Annotated in this window: 16 protein-coding genes and 1 pseudogene; 5 read left to right on the top strand and 12 right to left on the bottom strand. The window is 64.8% G+C overall.

The window, feature by feature from the left end; all coding sequences use genetic code 11:
* Positions 1-55: 55 nt before the first annotated feature.
* Complete coding sequence (locus tag AKN84_RS22395; RefSeq protein ID WP_244485386.1) at positions 56-898, bottom strand: MFS transporter; 843 nt, start codon at positions 896-898, stop codon at positions 56-58.
* A gap of 165 nt (positions 899-1,063) precedes the next feature.
* Here AKN84_RS22395 and AKN84_RS45850 point away from each other — a divergent pair, with 165 nt between their 5' ends.
* The gene (locus tag AKN84_RS45850) at positions 1,064-1,303 is read left to right on the top strand and encodes a hypothetical protein (RefSeq protein ID WP_128971069.1); all 240 of its coding nucleotides are present in this window, start codon (positions 1,064-1,066) and stop codon (positions 1,301-1,303) included.
* Here the strand turns inward: AKN84_RS45850 and AKN84_RS47440 are convergent.
* Positions 1,285-1,449 (bottom strand): hypothetical protein, encoded by a 165-nt coding sequence (locus AKN84_RS47440; RefSeq protein ID WP_157863330.1) that lies wholly within the window; start codon positions 1,447-1,449, stop codon positions 1,285-1,287. The genes AKN84_RS45850 and AKN84_RS47440 overlap by 19 nt on opposite strands.
* 167 nt (positions 1,450-1,616) lie before the next feature.
* Here AKN84_RS47440 and AKN84_RS22400 point away from each other — a divergent pair, with 167 nt between their 5' ends.
* The gene (locus tag AKN84_RS22400) at positions 1,617-1,829 is read left to right on the top strand and encodes a hypothetical protein (RefSeq protein ID WP_050422811.1); all 213 of its coding nucleotides are present in this window, start codon (positions 1,617-1,619) and stop codon (positions 1,827-1,829) included.
* 61 nt (positions 1,830-1,890) lie between these two features.
* Here AKN84_RS22400 and AKN84_RS22405 read toward each other — a convergent pair whose 3' ends face one another.
* On the bottom strand, positions 1,891-2,448 hold the full coding sequence (locus tag AKN84_RS22405; protein WP_024584725.1) for an HNH endonuclease: 558 nt from the start codon (positions 2,446-2,448) through the stop codon (positions 1,891-1,893).
* A 190-nt stretch (positions 2,449-2,638) separates the two neighbouring features.
* Here AKN84_RS22405 and AKN84_RS22410 point away from each other — a divergent pair, with 190 nt between their 5' ends.
* Positions 2,639-4,399, top strand: a complete 1,761-nt coding sequence (locus tag AKN84_RS22410) for a chloride channel protein (protein WP_050422777.1) — start codon at positions 2,639-2,641, stop codon at positions 4,397-4,399.
* Positions 4,400-4,573: 174 nt separating this feature from the next.
* Here AKN84_RS22410 and AKN84_RS22415 read toward each other — a convergent pair whose 3' ends face one another.
* The 5 genes and pseudogenes from AKN84_RS22415 to AKN84_RS22435 all read right to left on the bottom strand — a co-directional run bounded on the left by AKN84_RS22415 (position 4,574) and on the right by AKN84_RS22435 (position 11,282).
* Positions 4,574-5,551, bottom strand: a complete 978-nt coding sequence (locus tag AKN84_RS22415) for a peptidyl-alpha-hydroxyglycine alpha-amidating lyase family protein (RefSeq protein WP_050422778.1) — start codon at positions 5,549-5,551, stop codon at positions 4,574-4,576.
* Between the two features lie 124 nt (positions 5,552-5,675).
* The gene (locus AKN84_RS22420) at positions 5,676-7,463 is read right to left on the bottom strand and encodes a flavin-containing monooxygenase (protein WP_050422779.1); all 1,788 of its coding nucleotides are present in this window, start codon (positions 7,461-7,463) and stop codon (positions 5,676-5,678) included.
* 111 nt (positions 7,464-7,574) lie between these two features.
* The gene (locus tag AKN84_RS22425) at positions 7,575-8,660 is read right to left on the bottom strand and encodes a DUF2855 family protein (protein WP_050422780.1); all 1,086 of its coding nucleotides are present in this window, start codon (positions 8,658-8,660) and stop codon (positions 7,575-7,577) included.
* Positions 8,661-8,765: 105 nt separating this feature from the next.
* Positions 8,766-10,281: pseudogene (locus AKN84_RS22430) on the bottom strand (acyl-CoA synthetase).
* Between the two features lie 29 nt (positions 10,282-10,310).
* Positions 10,311-11,282: an NAD(P)H-dependent flavin oxidoreductase gene (locus AKN84_RS22435; RefSeq protein ID WP_050422781.1), complete on the bottom strand. Its 972-nt coding sequence runs from the start codon at positions 11,280-11,282 to the stop codon at positions 10,311-10,313.
* A 182-nt stretch (positions 11,283-11,464) separates the two neighbouring features.
* On the opposite strand from AKN84_RS22435, the gene AKN84_RS22440 reads away from it, so the two are divergent.
* Positions 11,465-12,352, top strand: a complete 888-nt coding sequence (locus AKN84_RS22440; protein ID WP_050422812.1) for a LysR family transcriptional regulator — start codon at positions 11,465-11,467, stop codon at positions 12,350-12,352.
* Between the two features lie 182 nt (positions 12,353-12,534).
* Here AKN84_RS22440 and AKN84_RS22445 read toward each other — a convergent pair whose 3' ends face one another.
* Entirely contained in the window at positions 12,535-14,097 is a 1,563-nt protein-coding gene (locus AKN84_RS22445) for a winged helix-turn-helix domain-containing protein (RefSeq protein ID WP_050422782.1), read from the bottom strand.
* A gap of 107 nt (positions 14,098-14,204) precedes the next feature.
* Between AKN84_RS22445 and AKN84_RS22450 the strand changes: the two genes are divergently transcribed.
* The gene (locus AKN84_RS22450) at positions 14,205-14,666 is read left to right on the top strand and encodes a cupin domain-containing protein (RefSeq protein WP_050422813.1); all 462 of its coding nucleotides are present in this window, start codon (positions 14,205-14,207) and stop codon (positions 14,664-14,666) included.
* Between the two features lie 51 nt (positions 14,667-14,717).
* Here the strand turns inward: AKN84_RS22450 and AKN84_RS22455 are convergent, their stop codons facing one another.
* The 3 genes from AKN84_RS22455 to AKN84_RS22465 all read right to left on the bottom strand — a co-directional run bounded on the left by AKN84_RS22455 (position 14,718) and on the right by AKN84_RS22465 (position 17,815).
* Positions 14,718-15,029, bottom strand: a complete 312-nt coding sequence (locus tag AKN84_RS22455) for a hypothetical protein (protein ID WP_050422783.1) — start codon at positions 15,027-15,029, stop codon at positions 14,718-14,720.
* 389 nt (positions 15,030-15,418) lie between these two features.
* Positions 15,419-16,990, bottom strand: coding sequence for a glycoside hydrolase family 17 protein (locus AKN84_RS22460; protein WP_050422784.1), 1,572 nt, complete (start codon positions 16,988-16,990; stop codon positions 15,419-15,421).
* Positions 16,991-17,161: 171 nt separating this feature from the next.
* On the bottom strand, positions 17,162-17,815 hold the full coding sequence (locus tag AKN84_RS22465; protein WP_050422785.1) for a DNA-3-methyladenine glycosylase family protein: 654 nt from the start codon (positions 17,813-17,815) through the stop codon (positions 17,162-17,164).
* Between the last annotated feature and the right edge of the window lie 194 nt (positions 17,816-18,009).

Below are 18,009 nucleotides of genomic sequence, written 5' to 3' on the forward strand. Positions count from 1 at the left end.
AATGATATACCTCCGAACATCGCGGACGATCACGCAAATGCGACCACGGAAAACGTCAGAATTCCTGCACGGTCGACCGGAAGCCGATCCAGAGTGCGACCGACACAAGCCCCAATCCGCCGAGCACCAGGAAGACCGGACCGTAGCCGACCCATTGTGCGATCCAGCCGCCGAGCGCGGGGCTGAGCGAGGCGCCGATGCCCTGAACGGTGATGACCGCGCCTTGCCCGAGATTGATGCGGCCGGTTCCGTTCAGTGATCGCGCGACCATTCCCGGCACGGCCACGCTTTGCAGGCCGGCGCCGATGCCGTCGAGGATTTGTACCGGCAGGACGCCCCACCAGCCGGAGAGGAAGAAGGCGAGTACGCCGCGCACCGGTAACGCCAGAAACGACAGCAGCAGGACCGACCAATAGTTGCGGCGCTCGGCTGCGCGCATCCCCGCGATCGACGCGAGGATCATCACTGCCTGCGCCACCACGATCGTGGTCGCGACGAAACTCGGACCGTTGGCATGACTGCCAGCGACCGCGGCAAGGCCGTAGAGCGGCACGATCGACGCGTTGCCGAGGTGGAACGCGGCCAGTACGACGGCGAGCACCAGCAGCGGCTTGTGCTTGACCAGGATGGAGAAGCCGCTGGGCTGGCTGTCCGGGTCTTCTTCCTTACCGCGGGCTGCGTGGTGATCGATGCTGCCGGGCGGGATCATCAGGACGCAGGCAGCCGTGACCGCGCCGAACAGGGCGGCGAGCACGAACACTGCCACATAGCCGTATTGCCAGCCGAGATAGCCGGATGCTGCGGCGCCGACCATGTTGCCGGCGTGGTTGAAGGCCTGGTTGCGGCCATTCTGCCGGTTGATGCCACCACGACCGCGACGCCCGGCACGATCACCCATGCCCGCTTGTGGTTCGTCGTATCGATGCAGCCGCCGATCGGTGTCGTGATCAGCATGCCTGCGACATTGCCGAGCGTTAGCGCGGTCCCGATCAGGCCGCTGGTCCAGCCATGCAACTGGAGGAAGACCCCGACGAACGGTCCAATCCCGGACTGCATGTCTGCCATGAAGAAGTTCACGGCCAGCAGCGGCCACAGGCGTGCAGACGCAGAAGGCGATTTCGCTTTGCGATCGGGCATGTTCCATGAACGCGCGGGACCGCGGAACGAAGCGGTGGCGGATGGATATTTCTGCGCAACCGGCAGTGCCGCGATACGCATGGCGACCGTCGGCACGATTCTCGAAACGGAGATCGTGGTTGGCACCCGGCTCGCGCCGGTCCGTGTCTATCGCACCAGTATGTAGGCGACCACGATGATCACGAGCGCGATGATCGCCGACGTGAACATCATGCCGTAGGAACGTGCCTGCCTTTCCTGGGGCGTCTCAATTGTGTTTGCCGGCGCTGGTTCGGCCGGGCCTTCGCGGACCATGATTGGCGTCCTGTTCATCACCACTCAAGTCCGACGCCGCCGACGCAGCTTCGTTCCTAATCGGGCCGGAGCCGGGCCGTTTGCGCGTAGGAACCTCGCTCCGAACCGGCCGTTGGCCGGTCGTCCGCAAGACATATCGGCGCAACGGCAGGTGACGCAGCGCCGTCTTGCGCAAGGAGGACATGATGGGTTTGGCTCAATACGCGGTGATCGCGGCCGGCGAGGAATGGGGCGTCCTGCACGATGGCAATCTCAATGCCGGATACGCCACCAAGGAAGCCGCATTCGAGGCGGCAACCGCCGCCGCAGCGCTGGCGATCAGGCTGGGACATGAAGTCCATGTCAGCGTGCCCGGACGCGAAGAAGGTGAGGCGGCCCTCACGAAGCAGCCGGCATAGCTCGACAATTGCGGCTTGTATTCGGTCGCACCTAAGTTCGGCGATGAACGTCCGCGCCGCCTTATGGATCGAGCTCAGTATCCCAGTAGAGATAGTCGAGCCAGCTCTCGTGCAGATAGTTCGGCGGGAACAGCCGGCCGTTGCGGTGGAGCTGATGCACGGTCGGGGCGTAGGGCGTCTGCTTCGGAAACATCTTGGCCTGCTGCGGCGTCAGATTGCCCTTGCGCAGATTGCAGGGCGAGCAGGCGGCGACGACGTTCTCCCAGGTGGTCTGGCCACCCTTGCTGCGCGGAATAATGTGATCGAAGGTGAGGTCGTCTGGCGACAGGCAATATTGACAGGAGAAGCGGTCGCGCAGGAAGACGTTGAACCGGGTGAAGGCGGGGTGGGTGGTCGGCTTGACGAAGGATTTCAGGGATACGACGCTGGGCAACTGGATTTCGAAGGAAGGACTTCGTACCGCCCGGTCGTAATATTCGACGATGTTGACACGATCGAGGAACACCGCCTTGATCGCGTCCTGCCAGGACCAGAGCGACAGCGGGTAATAACTCAGCGGCCGGAAGTCCGCATTCAAGACCAGCACCGGCCAACCGCCTTGCGAGACATGTGCGTTCAAATAACGCTCCTGACTCCCACCAGCTGCGAAGCAGCATGCACTCACATACTACAGGCAGCGTGACGGGATTGTGAAGAGCAATGAGCAGCTTATCCGCCATCCCCTGCCATGTTCCTGCCCCGATTGCCTCCCGCCCGCGAGGCCCGTAAAGGGAGCCGCAAGCCCCTCGGCCAGTGACGGACCCCTGCCGATGACCACGACCACAAGCTATCTCGAGGCGCCGCGCCGGTTGCGCGCATTTGTACGTGCGCACGAGACCAGCCTCGTGGTGCTGGCGGTGCTGATTGGCGCCATTGGCGGCCTCGTGGTGGCGGTGATGAGCAGCCTTGTCACGGTGCTGCATTCGGTGCTGTTCAATCTGCCGCTGGGCGAACGGCTGTCGAGCCAGCCCAGCATCGATCCGGTGCGCGCGCTGCTGGTTCCAATGGCTGGCGGCCTGCTGCTGGGGATCGCGTTCCTGCTGCTGCTGCGGGTCCGGCCGGCCCGCGAGATCGACCCGATCGAGGCCAACGCGCTCTATGGGGGGCGGATGTCGTTCCGCGGCAGCGTGATCGTGGCGCTGCAGACGATCTGGTCGAGCGGCGTCGGCGGCTCGGTCGGGCTCGAGGCCGGCTACACCCAATTGTCCAGCGGCCTTGCCGCCTCGCTCGGCCGCGGTTTCCATCTCCGCCGCAACGACCAGCGAATCATGGTCGGCTGCGGCGCGGCGGCGGCAATCGCCGGGGCCTTCAGCGCGCCGCTTGCGGGCGCGTTCTACGCTTTCGAACTTGTGATCGGCGGTTACACGCCGGCGAGCCTGACCCCGGTCGGGGTGGCGGCCGTGACCGGCTATTTCGTCGCCCATGCCTTCGAGCCGCTGCCGCTCGGCGTCGGTGTTGGAACCGTCGGCGACGTGCTCGGGCGGGATCTTGCGATTGCCGCGCTGCTCGGCATGGTCGCCGCTTTGACCGGGATTGCGATCATGCGCGGGGTGACGCTGTGCGAGGCGCTGCTCACCAAGACCCGGCTCTGGCAACCGCTGCGGCCGGCGCTCGGCGGGCTTGCGGTCGGCGCCATGGCGCTGCTGACGCCGCAGGTGATGTCGTCGGGCCATGGCGCGCTGCGCTTCGCCGGCATCGTGGCGATGCCGCTCGCCTTCATCGCCGGCGTGTTCGCGCTGAAGGCGCTCGCCTCGATCGTGTCGCTCGGCTCCGGCTTCCGCGGCGGATTGTTCTTCGCCACGCTGTTCATGGGCGCGCTCGGCGGCCGGCTGTTCGCGGCCGGCGTCGACATCGTGTGGCCTGGGCTTGATCTCGATCCCAACGCCTATGCCGTGATCGGGATGAGCGCGCTGTCGGCCTCGGTGATCGGCGGTCCGCTCACGATGTCGTTCATCGCGCTGGAATCCACCGGCAATCTCTGGCTCACCACCGCGGTGCTGGTCGCGGTGATCATCTCGACCACGATCACCCGCGAGCTGTTCGGCTATTCGTTCGCGACCTGGCGGCTGCATCTGCGCGGCGAGACCATCCGAAGCGCCGCCGATATCGGCTGGATCCGCGATCTCACGGTCGGCAAGATGATGCGCCAGGACATGACGACGGTGAATGCCGCGATGCCGATCGAGGCGTTCCGCGAGGAATTCCCGCCGGGCTCGAAAACCCAGGTGGTCGCGGTCGACGGCGAGGGACGTTATGCCGGGCTCGCGCTGGTCGCGGAAGCGCACGCGCCGGACCTCGAGGAGGACAAGGGCCTTGCCGCCATCCTGCGCTACGCCGACGTGGTGCTGCATCCCGGCATGAACGTGCAGGAGGCGATCGCGGTGTTCGACGCCGCCGAAGCGGAATCGCTCGCGGTGGTCGAGGGCGACGGCGACCGGCGGCCGATCGGCCTGCTCACCGAAGCGCACGCGATGCGGCGCTACGCCGAAGAATCGGAGCAGCGCCGCCGCGAGGTGATCGGGGAGATTTGATGGCGGCGGTGAAGGCGGGAGAGTGACCGTCGCTACCCGCCGCGCGCTGCCAGTCCCGTCATCCTGAGGTGCGAGCGGAGCGAGCCTCGAAGGATGCACGGCCACCAGCGGGGCCGTCGACCCTTCGAGACGCGCGCGATGCGCGCTCCTCAGGGTGACGGTGATGAAGCGAGCTCAGGCCGTCACCTTCTCCAGCTTCTGCAAGCAGCGCGTCACGCGCACCGCTGCCGGCATCTCGGTGTCCGGAAAGCTGGTCTTCCAGTCGGTGACGCCGACTTCGCCGACATAGATGTCGCCGCGCGAATCCAGCGCGAGGCCGTGCGGCGCCAGGAATTTGCCGGTCTCGACGCCGGGGCCGTGCTCGCCGCCGAGGCGGGCGATGCGCTTGCCGGTGCGATCCACGATCGACAGCCGCGGGCCGAGATTGGGCACCTTGCGGTTGACAGCCATGCCGGGGCCGAGCTCGCCGATCACGAAGTTCGGCTGCTTGCCGCCAGAGCAGCAGCACAGCGCGCAAGGCCGGTGCAGATTGTTCCACTGCGTCTCGTATTTGCCGTTGCCGTCGAACACCTGGACGCGGTGGTTCTCGCGGTCGGCGACATAGACGAAGCCATCGGCGTCGGTCGCGATGTTGTGCACGATGTTGAACTGGCCGGGATCGGTGCCGGGCTCACCCCAGGTTTTGAGCAGCCTGCCGTCCGGCGTGTATTTGTGGACGCAGGCATTGCCGTAGCCGTCGGAGACGTAGATCTCGCCGTTCGGCGACAGTGCGGTGTGGGTGCAGCGATGAAACGGCTCGCCGCTCATGAACGGCGCCGGCTTGTTCGGAATCCCGATCGTCAGCAGCACCTTGCCGTCGGTGGAGCACTTGCGCACGGTGTGGTCGCCGTCGTCGGTGCAATAGAGATTGTCGTCGGCGTCGATGTGCAGGCCGTGGGCACGCGAGAACACGCCTTCGCCAAAACTCCGGATGAAGTTCCCCTCGCGATCGAGCACCACCATCGGGTGGTCGCCGCGGTTGAAGACGTAGACGCGGTCCTTGCTGTCGACCGCGACGGAGGCGACATCGGTCAGGCTCCAGCCGTCCGGCAGCTTTGCGAAGTTCTCGACGACGCGATAGCGATGCTCGCCGGTGCCGAGGATGGTTGGCATGAGGTCTCTCCTCTCTGATGTCGTTCCGGGGCGTGGAGCGAACCCGGAACCTCGAGATTCCCCGATGCGCGATTGCGCATCTGTGGTTCGATGCTGCGCATCGCCCCGGAATGACGGTGGGGAGTTATGAAAGATCGGCGCGTGGCCCGACGTCGCGCGGCAGCAGGCCTGCCTCGATCGCCTTGATCTGCAGCGCGAGATAGCGCGAGTTGATGCGGCATTGCGCGAGGCTGCCGGCGATGAACCACAGGCCGGGCTGCGGCGTGCGGGTGTACATGTTGCGCAGCTCCTGGCCGTCGCCGAAGCCCCAGATCGGGCCGACGCGCGCAGCCATCGCCGGGCCGAACAGCTTCTTCACCAGCTCTTCCTGCGGCCGGTAGCCGGTCGCGAGCACGATGAGATCGGCTTGCACCGTCTCGCCGTTCTTCAGCCGCGCGCCGTCGCTGACGAAGGTCTCGATATCGGCGAATTGCTTCAATCCGACCGCGCCACTCGCGACGAGGTCGGAGCAGCCGACGTTGAAGTAATAGCCGCCGCCGCGGGTCAGGTATTTGAACTGCCAGCCGGTGCCGCCGTCGCCGAAATCGAGCTTGAAGCCCTTGCGGGTGAGGCCGTCGAGCAGCTTCTTGTCGAGCTCCTTCGACTGCTCGGTCATCAGCACATGGCTGCGCTTGGCGAGCGTAAGCGGCATCGAGGTCGCGATCAAATCGTTGTCCTCGAGCGAGCCTTCATTATAGGCGGCATAGGCCAGCTGCGCGGACGGCTCGATGTTGGTAATGAGCGTCGAGGAGCGCTGCACCAACGTGACCTCGGCGCCGGAGGAGTGCAGGTCCTGCGCGATGTCGTGGCCGCTGTTGCCGGTGCCGATCACCAGCGCGCGCTTGCCGGTCCAGCTCTCGCCATCCTCGTAGCGGCTGGAATGCATGACCTTGCCGGAAAAATTCTTCAAACCGGGGATGTCGGGCAGATTGGGGATGCCGCTGACGCCGGTCGCCATCACGACATGGCGCGGCTGCATGGTCCGTGTCGTGCCGTCAGTGCGGCGCAGCTCGACACTCCAGCGGCCCTGCGCGTCGTCATAGCTGCCGCCAACGAATTCCGTGCCGGTCCAGAAGTTCAGCTCCATGGCATCGACATAGGATTCGAACCAATTGGCGAGCTTGTCCTTCGGGATGTAGGTCGGCCAGTTCGGCGGGAACGGCATGTAGGGCAAATGATTGACCTGCACCTGGTTGTGCAGGGTCAGAGCGTGGTAGCGCTTGCGCCAATTGTCGCCGACGCGGGCCTCGCGGTCGACGATCAGCGCGTCGAGCTTGAGCTGTTGCAGCCGGGCGGCGATCGCAAGCCCAGCCTGTCCGCCGCCCACCACCAGCACATCCGGATCGCGGCCGGTATACTCGGCGGACGCCTTGCGCAGGTCGAGCCAGTTCGGGCCGCGGAAGTCGCGCGAATAGGCCTGTCCGCGCGGCCGCGTATGGCCTTGCTGCTCCTCGAAACCCCTGAGCTCCTCGAGCGCGGTCAGCAAGGTCCAGGCCTTCAGCCGGTCGCCGTCGGCGGCATCAGGGATCAGCCGCACGATGCCGTGGCCGCGGCCCGTGGCGGTCTCGAACTTGAAGATCGCCTCGATCGAACTGGTGCCGGCGCGCGTCACCCGGCGGGGCGCCGCGCGATCGGCATCGATGCGGAAGTCACGCGGCGTGCTGCGGCGCGCATGCGCGGGCAGTTCCTCGATGATGGCAAAGGCGCGGTTGACGGTCTGGATGTTCCAGCTCAGCGCCAGCACGTCGCGCCAGTAACTGTCGGGGTGGAACAGCGGCTTCAGCAGCACATCGTCGGGGCTCGCCAGCGCATCCTCGAACTGCACGAGCCAGTTGTCGGCGGCGACCGAAATATCGTCCGTCTTGTCGAGCATCGGGCGTTTCTCGTCATCGGCCGCCCTTGGTCAGTTTTTTGGCGGCGTTCCCATTGCCGCAAAGCCTATACCCATTCGCGAGGCCGCAGAAAGGGCGTGACGGGATAGCGCCTATTCGGCCAGCGACAGGATCAGGCCCTGGTCCGGCGGAACGCGGCCCTGCAGGGTATCGAGATAGGCCTCGCGCACCGCGGCCGGGCCGCGCCGCTCGACGACGTCGAGCCAATTGGGCAGATGCGGCACGAGCTCGGACCATGCGGCGCCAAAGCGCTGGTCGATGCCGCCGGGACCCCATTCCTTGGCGCGCTTGCGAATCTGGTCCGGTGCGAAGAACCACACCGGCTTGGCGCCGGGCAGCGTCGGCTCGTCCGGCTCGCTCGCGCGGTGCGTCAGCCCGACCCGGCCTGAATAGACCATCCGATCGCCGAAGTGCCGGTGCAGGGCCTCGCGCAGCGCGCTGTTGCCGGCCATGTCGACATAGGCGACAGGCTCGGCCGGTGGGATCGCCGCGACCCGGTCATAGGTGACGACCTCGTCATAACAGCCGAGCGAAGTGACGAAATCGACATTGCTCTTGGAGGTCAGCCCGATCACCCGGATACCTCGTTTATGCAGGAGATGGGCGAGCCCGAACGCGGTCTTGCTCGAGGCCGACGACAGGATGACGCGGCGCGCGCCGTAGAACGCATTCTCGGCGAGGAAATCGTCGACCAGGAACGAGAGCATGAACAGGGGCAGCAGCAACGCGCGGAAATCGCCCTGCTGGCCGGCATAGGTCGGATCGCCGGAGACGCGGGCATAGGCGTTGTAGACCGGCGAGACCTCCTGCCGGTGCGCGGCGCCATCGCGCAAGCCGCGCTTGCTGACGTCGGCCGCCTCGATCACCAAATGCGTCGCCATCGGGAAATAGCCGAACAGCGTTTCGCCGGCGGCGACAGCGGGATGCTTGGAGGCCAGCACCTCGCCAAAGCCCCACACCGGGATGATGCCGTAGCCCTCGGGCGCCGGGAACAGTTGCCAATATTTCAGCTGCTCGCCGATCACGGCATAGGTGATGTTGTTGGCGGTGAAGGCGAAGCGGGTCACCTTCACCAGCAGCGCGTCGGCCGGCAGCGCCGCGGCATCGGGCAATCGCGTCTCGATCACCTTGCACTGCTGCAGATCGTTGCGGATGACAATGAAGTCGGTCGAGTTCATGGCGATGATCCCAGCTTCAGATGCGGGGCGCATCGTTGCGTCGATTGCCGGCCATTTGCAACAGCAACTAAGTTTCAAACGCCGTTCGCTTCACCGTCATATCGTTCAGCTCAACTGTCCTTCGCGGTAGAGGTCGCGCAGCTTGCGCTTGAAGATCTTGCCGGTGGCCTCGCGCGGCAGCGCCTCCATGAAGCGGATGTCGCGCGGCACCTTGAAATTGGCGAGCTTGTCGCGCAGGAAATCCTGGATCGCCGCAACCGACAGCGTGCCGCCCGCTTCCGGCTCGACGCAGGCGAACAGCCGCTCGCCATACTCGTCGTCGGGAACGCCGAACACCGCGCAGTCGCGCACGCCGTCCATGCCGATCAGCGTATTCTCGATCTCGGCGGGATAGATGTTGACACCGCCCGAGATCACCATGTCGCGCTTGCGGTCGCACAGGAACAGGTAGCCGTCGGCGTCGAGATAGCCGACATCGCCGACGCTGATCAGGCCGTCGCGGTCGGCCTCGGCGCGCGCCTTGGCGTTGCGTGGTAATCGAAATCCGACGTCGCGGTCTGGCGCATGAAGATCTCGCCGGGCTCGCCGACGTCGCACTCCGTGCCGTCGGGCCGGAACGTCTTGACGATGCCGCCCTCGATGGCGCGGCCGACGGTGCCGGGCTTGGCCAGCGCCTCGGCTGAGGAATGCCAGACCGGGATGCCGGTCTCGGTCGAGCCGAGATATTCGTTGATGACGGGCCCCCACCATTCGATCATCGCGCGCTTGACGTCGACCGGGCAGGGCGCCGCGCCATGGACGATGAAGCGCAGCGACGACAAATCGTAGCGGCGGCGCGTCTCCTCGGGCAGGCGCAGCAGCCGCACGAACATGGTCGGCACCATGTGCATGTGGGTGACACGGTGGCGCTCGATCAGTTGCAGCAGATCCTCGGGATCGAACCGCGGCTCGAGCACGATCGCGCAGCCGCTGCGGAACGCGAGCATGCCGTAGGAGTGCGGCGCCGAATGGTACATCGGGCCGTTCATCAGGATCACCTGGCCCTCGTTCGGCTTGACGCCGTAGGTGAGGGCGCCGACCCGCGCGGCCGCCGCCTGCTGCTCGGGCCGCATCGGCTTGCGCTTGACGCCCTTCGGCAGTCCCGTTGTGCCCGAGGTGTAGAACATCGGCGCGGCGCCGATCGGTGCGTCGGTCAGCGGCTGATGTGTGTCGCGCCAGGTGTCCCAGTCGGTCATACCGTCAGGCACAGCCGTGAGCGCCGGCGTCACGCCATAGGCGGCGGCGATCTCCGGTGGCGTGGTACGACCAGCAGTTTGATCGCGGGCGGCAACCCTTCGCGGATTTGCGGCAGCAGATCGGCGTGGCAGACCAGCGTGTCGGCGCCGCTGTCGGTGAGGATGTAGGCGACCTCGTCGGCCTTCAGATGCCAGTTGATCGGCACCACCGGGCTGCCGAGCGCGGCGGAGGCCGCGACCACCTCGAACAGCGCGAAGTCATTGCGCAGCATCATGCCGACCGGCTTGCCGCCCTGCACGCCGAGCGCGCGCAGGCCGGTGGCCGCCCGCGCGATGCGGGCGTGAATGTCGCTATAGCTGATCTGTCGGTCGCCGCTGATGATCATACCGGGTCTCTCCAGGCGATCGTCCAGCGTCAGGCGCTGGCCTTCATGAAGTCGTTGCGCGCCTCATTAAACTCCGCCTTCAGCCGCGCCACCAGTTCGGCGACCGGCGGGGCGTCGACGATCTGGCCGATGCCCTGGCCCGAGCCCCAGATATCGCGCCAGGCCTTGGCCTTGGTGTTGCCGCCGGAGCCGAAATTCATCTTGGTCTTGTCGGCGACCGGTAGATTGGCGGGATCGAGGCCTGCCGCCGCGATCGACGGCCCGAGATAATTGCCGTGCACGCCGGTGAACAGGTTGGAGTAGACGATATCGTGAGCGGCAAACTCGGTCAGCGCCTGCTTGTACCTGATGTCGGCGTTGGCTTCCTCGGTGGCGATGAAGCGGGTGCCGATATAGGCGAGATCGGCGCCGAGCGCGAGGGCGGACGCGATGCTCCAGCCGTCCGAGATCGCGCCCGACAGCAGGATCGTGCCCTTGAACCATTGCTTGACCTCGCGCACCAGCGCGAAGGGCGATAGCGTGCCGGCATGGCCGCCGGCGCCGGCGCAGACCAGGATCAATCCGTCGACGCCCTGCTCGGCGGCCTTGCGCGCGTGCTTCACATTGATGACGTCGTGGAATACCACGCCGCCATAGGAATGCGCGGCCTCGACGATCTCGGACGGCGGGCGCAGCGAGGTGATGATGACAGGCACCTTGTGCTTCACGCAGGTTTCCATGTCGCGCATCAGGCGGTCGTTGGAGGCGTGGCAGATCTGGTTGACCGCGTAGGGCGCGACCTTCTTCTCCGGATGCAGCGCCTGGTACTCGCCAAGCTCGTTCTCGATCTGGGTCAGCCATTCGCCGAGCTTCTCGGCCGGGCGGGCGTTCAGCGCCGGAAACGAGCCGACGACGCCGGCCTTGCACTGCGCGATCACGAGCTCGGGCCCCGAGACGATGAACAGCGGGGAGCCGACGACCGGCAGTTCAAGCTTGTTGGCGAGCGAAGCAGGCAACGGCATTCTTCGGATCCTCCATGGGTGGACCGCCCGGCCGGCAGCCGGAGCGGATCGCGATGTGTTGTGATGGCCGGAGCGGCGGCTCTCCCGGCGCGCCGCAATATAAGGCTGGACGGCCGCGTCATGGCGTTCAATATTGAACGGCTGATCAGCCAGAAATGAACAAGGCGCAGGCGGGCGGGCGCATGGACTGGGAGCTTTGCAAGACATTCGTCGCGGTGGCGGAAACGCGCAGCCTCGCCGGCGCGGCGCGGCGGCTGCGCATCAGCCATCCCACCGTCGGTCGCAACGTCGCGGCGCTCGAGAAGCAGCTCGGCACCCGGTTGTTCGCCCGTTCCAATGACGGCTTGTCGCTGACCTCGCACGGCCGCAAGTTCCGCGAACATGCCGAAGCGATGGCGGCCGCGGCGCTGCGCGCGGAGGCGGCCGCGTCCGCCACCGGCGAGCAGGCGCGCGGCGTCGTGAAGCTGTCGATCGGCGCGACGCTGGCGGCGCATTGGCTGATGCCGCGGCTCGGGCCGTTCCTGCGCGATCACGCCAATATCCAGCTCGAGATCATCACTCACCCGTTTCCGGCAAGCGTCCGGCGGCGCGAGGCCGACGTGGTGCTGCGCCCGGTCGATGCCGGGGACGAGAACCTGATCGGGCGCAGGATCGGGCGGCTCGGCGCCGGCTTCTATGCGTCGCGGCTCTACGCGGTCGGACGCAAGCTTCCGGAGCGGCCGGACGAATGGCGGGGGCACAGCGTGATCGGGTTTGCCGACCAGGCCTCGAATGCGCGTCTGGCGCGCTGGAGCGATGTCATCACCCGGCAGGGCACGTTGGTGATGCGTTGCTCCTCGCAGGGCGACATGCTGGCGGCGGCGCGCGCCGGGCTCGGGATTTGCGCGCTGTCCTGCCTGGTCGGCGCCGACTATCCCGATCTGGTACGGGTCGCGCCGCAAAAGCTCTCGAGCCTCTCCGACCTCTGGCTGCTCGCCCATCCCGATCTGGTCGAGCTGCCGTCGGTGCGGGCGGTGATCGGCTTCGTCACCGATTGCGCGCGCGAGGACCGCGTCAGGCTGCGCGGATAGGGCGTGCTCATAAATCCGAGATGTCTGCTTTGGAGAATAAAGCGGCCACGCGATCTGACCAAAGGGATGCCGCGTTGTGACCCGAAGCAATCCTATTGGAGGAAGGCCGTCGCGCCCTAGCTAGCTAAGAGACGCAAGCGTCTCCAGATCGCCAGCCGGTTAGGACGTAAACTCATCTCGCACTACTCTGGCAACCCTGCCGCCCGCAATGCACTGCCAAGAGCCTCGGCGAGCGCCGGCGCGCAATTAACGCCCGCAAACTGGAGGCTATAGCGAAAGCTTGGATGAAGTTCGAGCACCCGCGCAGCGGCTGCCCGCGCTTCGTCGAGCCGCCCAAGTTTGGCAAGTGCAGCGGCTAATTGCACGTAGGTGATGCTGTGCGCAGGATTGGCCTGAACGGACTTGTAGGCCGCACGAGAAGCTTCTTCGTAACGCCCGCGCAGCAAATGGCTCATCGCCTGCGCGTCATACGCCGCCCACCCCCACGAATCGAACGGACTGAGTCGCATACCCTGCTCGCTCCATTCCATCGCGCGCTCAGCTTCGCCGCCCCAACCGAGAATTACGGAACCGAGAATGTAGGTCAGTGCCGATGACGGGCTGATCGCCAGGGCTGCTTCCAACGCTGTGAACGCGGCGATGCGGTCGTGCCCATCCATGCCGATGGAAAATCCAGCCCAGGTCAGAGCGAGCGCATCATCCTGCCCATGGGTAACGGCTAAGCGAGCATGGCGGATCGAGGCGGCACGGTTGATCTCCTGCAAGCCGGCGCGAAGGAACAAGCAGTGATGACACATTGCAGCATTGCCATGCGCCAGCGCATAGGCAGGTTCAAGCGCGATTGCCCGCTCGAGGAACGTCAACGCACTCCTCACTTGCTCCGGCATACCTGAATCGACCTCAGGCTGAGCCCGCAGCACGAGATCGTAGGCATCGAGGCTGTCGGGGCGCTTTCGCTTGACACGTCCGATTTCTGCTTTCCGCACGCTCGGCGCAATTGCGCCGACCGCTGACAAAGCAACTTCGTCCTGAAGCGCGAAAATGTCCTCTGCCGTACGGTCATAGCGCTCAGCCCATACATGCGCTCCGGACTCGGCGTCGATCAACTGCGCGGTTACGCGCACATTACTGTCGGACTTGCGCACGCTGCCTTCGAGGACATACCGCACCCCAAGCTCGCGGCCGACCTGCTTCACATCCACGGCTCGGCCCTTGTAGGTGAAGGTCGAATTTCGCGCGATCACGAAGAGCCAGTTTATGCGTGCCAGACCGGTGATGATGTCGTCGACCATACCGTCAGCGAAGTAATCCTGCTGCGGATCACCGCTCAGGTTTGAGAACGGCAGGACCGCGACGGAGGGCTTTTCGGGCAATGGCAGTGCCGACGCGGCGCGGGCAGTGGGGGACGCACCGGGAACATTGGTGACAACGGCTGGCCCAACATACCGATAGCCGCGCCGCGGTAGCGTTTCGATCCAGCTCTCAGCATCCGACCCCGCCAGCACCCGACGCAAGGCTGCGATCTGCACCGTCAGATTGTTGTCGGAAACCGCCAATCCGCCCCAGCCGGCCTCTACGAGCGCATCCTTCGAAACCGGCGTGCGCGCCCTGTCGAGCAGGAGCCGCAAGAGCGCGATTGCGCGCTGTCCAAGCATGGTCGGCTCGGCCCCGCGATAGAGAATGCCCGCCGCCGGGTCGAGCCGGAACGGACCGAACTGATAATGGTGGTCGCCGCCCATTGTCATGGGCCGCTTTTAGCAAATTTTTGGCAAGTCCTTCACGACTTCGCGGCCGGGACGGCCGATGTTCACAAATGCCAACGGAAACAAGCACCTGCTGCATGGAGGATCAAATGAGCGCCGATGCCGTCATTCGCATGCCGGACGAGAACAAAGGCGTCACGCTGCGTGGCAAGCCTATGGTTTTCCTCGTCACCGGCAAGGATACCAAGCATACAAGTATGTTCGATTGGACCATCCCAGCGGGATTTGCCACCGGGCGGCACGTTCACCGTGTGCAGGAGGAGACCTTCTACGTACTCGAGGGCGAGTGTGAGTGGCAGGTAAGGGACAAGACGATCCGCGCAACGCCCGGCACTTATTTGTTCATCCCGCCGGGGGTGCCGCACAACATCACGAATGTCAGCGACAAACCAGCGCGCGTGCTGATGACGGTCTCTCCGCCAGGCCATGAGCACTATTTCGAAGAGCTGGCCAAACTCGCGGCTCAGGGCGCACCGGATCCCAAGGCGCTTGCGGATCTTCGAGCTCGCTACGACACCGATCAGCTATCGACTTTAACGATGAGGGGGTAAGCTTCCGTCCAACATGTTGGCCTTTGGGCCCCGAAGCAGACATCTTGCTTGTCAAAATCCGTGGCCTTGAGAAACGTATCGGGGCACCCGCAAACGCGTTAGCTTGATTTCGATCAGACGAAGTTTCCCGTTATCAGGAATCTCAAGGTCAGATTGCATGAATTTAGGCTGATCAACTCGCACGCCATCGAATTCGACGTAATATCCCGCGTGAGCGACGTCCGTTCGCAATCGCGTTTTGGGATCAGCTGCCAGTTTGGGATCTTCGCCATAGGCGACGAACGCAAGGTTTTTTGCGATCTGGACCACGAACACTTCAACATGCCAACCAGTCTCTGCTGAATACACCGCATTCTTGGTCATCACCCTTCCGGTCCAATGACTTATGTCGTGCGGAATCGGCGCTCCGCCGGGTAGATTCCAAGCCTTTTGGAAGATTTCTTGATCAGGCGGCACGGGAAGGATTTTCTCTTCTGGCTGCTCGCATGACGCCAGAGAAATCGCGCACAATAAGAGCCCAACGGTTCTTTTGCCAAACATGATGGACGTGAACGTACACGCAGAACGCTAAGAATTGGTTGTGTACACCAAATAGCGCGCCGTCGCCCTAAGCCGATGTCGCCTTGTGGGGCCATAAGGAGACATTCAATCTGCCATCGTTGATGTCTGCTTGTTAGCGCAATCCGGACCCCGCCATTTCCGCACGCCTGAACTGGTTTTAGGAGTACGCGCCCCAAAGCGAGAACGCATGCTCAGGCCCGCGCCCGCCACAGCGTCGCCGCGAGCAGGACGAAGACGGCGCACGTCCACAGCGCCTGCCAGTTCTCCAGTCCCTCGTTGAGCACCGTATAGATTGCCGCCGCAAGGTAAATGCCGGCAAACATCGGTTCCGCCAGAGGGCGGCTTCCCTTCGCGGGGGGATTGAGCAGCGTCATGGCTGCAAAGGGCACCGCCGCCATCGTGAGAGGCGCGAACGGAAAATCGATGAAGCGCGGGTCGAAGATGAGGCCGAGCGCGGTCGCCGTGGCGATCACCGCGGTGACCATCAAGGCCAATCCGTGCATCGTCACCAGCATCGATTCTGTGTGGTAGCCCTTCGGACCCAGCAGTTCCGCAAAGCTCGGCGGTGCGCGACCCGACACCAGGGCATTGGCACCGAACACCGGCGAGGCCGTTGCCGCCACGAGAAGCGAGCCCCACACCAGCCAGCCTCCGGTTCCGTAGCTTTCATAGACCAGTCGTTGCGCAGCGACCCCGAACAGGATTCCACCTGTGGTCGCCGAGAGGCCGACCGCCAGCCATGGCACGAGCGTCGATTCCATTGACTCCCTCGGCTTGCGGCGCAAGGTCAGCCATGCGACGCCGAACACCAGGATCGCCAGCGCCATTCCGCTGCCCATCTGCAGTTTCCAGTACGGGAAATTGCTGATCGGCACGCCGGCCGGATATTTCAGCGTTCGCTGTTCGGAATCGAACAGGCCCCAGGAGCCGCCGACCGTGCCCTCGATCTCGCGCTTCCATCCTTCGTCATAGGCCTCGAACAGGTTGACGCGGAAATGCTCGCGCCGCGCCAGGTCGAGCACCTCCGCGACCACGCGCGCCTGATTGGTGCGCGATGGCAGCGCGGACTCGCGCATTCGCCCCTCGCTCGGCCAGCCGACTTCTCCGATGAAGATTTCCTTGCCCGGGAACGCCGCCGCGACCTGCTTGCGAATCTCGTCTGCGTGCGCGGCCGCCAGATCCGCCCGGATCGGAATATTCTCCCAATAGGGCAGGATGTGAATCGTGACGAAGTCGACGGCGTCGGAAAGTTCGCGATTGCTCAGCCAGAACTCCCAGACCTCGGCATAGGTGACGGGGACGCTGACCTGCGCCTTGATCGAGCGGATCAGGGCGGCGAGGTCGGACGCCGCCATTTCCTTGCGCAGCAGGACCTCGTTGCCGACGACCAGCGCAATGATCGTGTCCGGATATTCCCTGGCGAGACGGATCGCCGTTTCGACCTGCGTCGCATTCTTCTTGCGGTCCCGATCGAGGAAAATGCCCTGGATGACTTTCAGCCCTGCCTTCGCCGCAAGTCCGGGAATCTGGTCGAGGCCGAGATCGGTCGCATAGGTGCGGATGCAGTGGGATATCTTGGCAAGTTGCGCGAGGTCTTCCGCGATCTGTTCCGGCGAGACCTGCGTCGCCGGCGATAGTGATGTCTGATTGTTTCGGAACGGTGCGTACGAGATGCACTGAACCTTGTCGTTCGGATCGATCGGCGCGCGCGGCAGGTTGACCGGGATGCCCAGCCACCACCACGTCGCGGCGATCGCGCCCAGGGATATCAGGAGGAGCGACAGCGGGGTACGGAGCGATACCAGGTCCGTCCTCCTTACGGGAAAGAAGTGCTGGACGTGCTAGAGGTGCGAAGTCGGCAAATCGATAAAATATTCGTCCGCTGACGATATAGCACGCGATTGACCTGCTTGTTGGTTTTTCTCGTCGACGCTCTATTTCGCACCGGCGATCACGCCTTCGCGATTCTTCATCACGCGATAGTAGGCCCACCACAGGTGCGCGGCGGCGCCGCGCAGCGGACGCCACGGCTCGGCGAGCGGCGCCATCTGCTTCGGCGTCGGCCGCTCCTTCAGCCCGAGCCCGACCTTGACCGCTTCCTGCACGGCGAGGTCGCCGGCCGGCCAGGCATCGCCATGGCCGAGGCAGAACAAGAGATAGACGTCGGCGGTCCAGGGGCCGATCCCGGGCAGCGCGGTCAGCGTGTTGTGCGCGGCATCGGCCTCCTCGTTGGCAAGCACGTCGAGGTTCAGCCGCTCCTCGGCGAGCTCGCGGGCGATGTGTTTGAGCGTCTTGATCTTCGCGGCGGACAATCCGAGCCGGCCGAGACGGTCGGCGCGCGCCTTGCGGATCACATCATGATGGAACGGGTCGAATGCCTGGCTGACGCGCCCCCAGATCGCGGCAGCACTCGCGGTCGACAGCTGCTGGCCGCAGATGATCGCGGCAAGTCCCGCAAACCCCGGCTCACGCTGCCGGATCGCCGGCATGCCGGTCAATTCGAGGATCGGGCGCAGGCGTCGATCCTGGTCGACCAGTTTGTGGATGGCGTCGTCGAGATCGGCCTGGGTTTCGAGATGAATCAGCATTGCGGGATCGTTTCGACTCGTCATGCGCGGGCTTGCCGCCTCTGCTAAAGCTCCGGCGGGCCTGGATGCGCGGGCCTTGGCGTAGCCGGGACCCGCATGTCCATCTCCTATCGTAACAGAGTCTTGTCCAGATGGATCGCCGGGCATAGGCGAGCGGAAGCGACGCCGTCGTTCAGACGGCTATGCCCGGCAAT

This window comes from Bradyrhizobium tropiciagri (assembly GCF_001189845.1).
Taxonomy (GTDB): Bacteria; Pseudomonadota; Alphaproteobacteria; order Rhizobiales; family Xanthobacteraceae; genus Bradyrhizobium; species Bradyrhizobium tropiciagri.

What these genes read in the sequence shown, in the direction of transcription:
- AKN84_RS22395 (WP_244485386.1), bottom strand. Translation starts at nt 898, where the DNA reads ATGGGTGATCGTGCCGGGCGTCGCGGTCGTGGTGGCATCAACCGGCAG.
- AKN84_RS45850 (WP_128971069.1), top strand. Translation starts at nt 1,064, where the DNA reads ATGAAGAAGTTCACGGCCAGCAGCGGCCACAGGCGTGCAGACGCAGAA.
- AKN84_RS47440 (WP_157863330.1), bottom strand. Translation starts at nt 1,449, where the DNA reads ATGAACAGGACGCCAATCATGGTCCGCGAAGGCCCGGCCGAACCAGCG.
- AKN84_RS22400 (WP_050422811.1), top strand. Translation starts at nt 1,617, where the DNA reads ATGGGTTTGGCTCAATACGCGGTGATCGCGGCCGGCGAGGAATGGGGC.
- AKN84_RS22410 (WP_050422777.1), top strand. Translation starts at nt 2,639, where the DNA reads ATGACCACGACCACAAGCTATCTCGAGGCGCCGCGCCGGTTGCGCGCA.
- AKN84_RS22415 (WP_050422778.1), bottom strand. Translation starts at nt 5,551, where the DNA reads ATGCCAACCATCCTCGGCACCGGCGAGCATCGCTATCGCGTCGTCGAG.
- AKN84_RS22420 (WP_050422779.1), bottom strand. Translation starts at nt 7,463, where the DNA reads ATGCTCGACAAGACGGACGATATTTCGGTCGCCGCCGACAACTGGCTC.
- AKN84_RS22425 (WP_050422780.1), bottom strand. Translation starts at nt 8,660, where the DNA reads ATGAACTCGACCGACTTCATTGTCATCCGCAACGATCTGCAGCAGTGC.
- AKN84_RS22435 (WP_050422781.1), bottom strand. Translation starts at nt 11,282, where the DNA reads ATGCCGTTGCCTGCTTCGCTCGCCAACAAGCTTGAACTGCCGGTCGTC.
- AKN84_RS22440 (WP_050422812.1), top strand. Translation starts at nt 11,465, where the DNA reads ATGGACTGGGAGCTTTGCAAGACATTCGTCGCGGTGGCGGAAACGCGC.
- AKN84_RS22445 (WP_050422782.1), bottom strand. Translation starts at nt 14,097, where the DNA reads ATGACAATGGGCGGCGACCACCATTATCAGTTCGGTCCGTTCCGGCTC.
- AKN84_RS22450 (WP_050422813.1), top strand. Translation starts at nt 14,205, where the DNA reads ATGAGCGCCGATGCCGTCATTCGCATGCCGGACGAGAACAAAGGCGTC.
- AKN84_RS22455 (WP_050422783.1), bottom strand. Translation starts at nt 15,029, where the DNA reads ATGACCAAGAATGCGGTGTATTCAGCAGAGACTGGTTGGCATGTTGAA.
- AKN84_RS22465 (WP_050422785.1), bottom strand. Translation starts at nt 17,815, where the DNA reads ATGCTGATTCATCTCGAAACCCAGGCCGATCTCGACGACGCCATCCAC.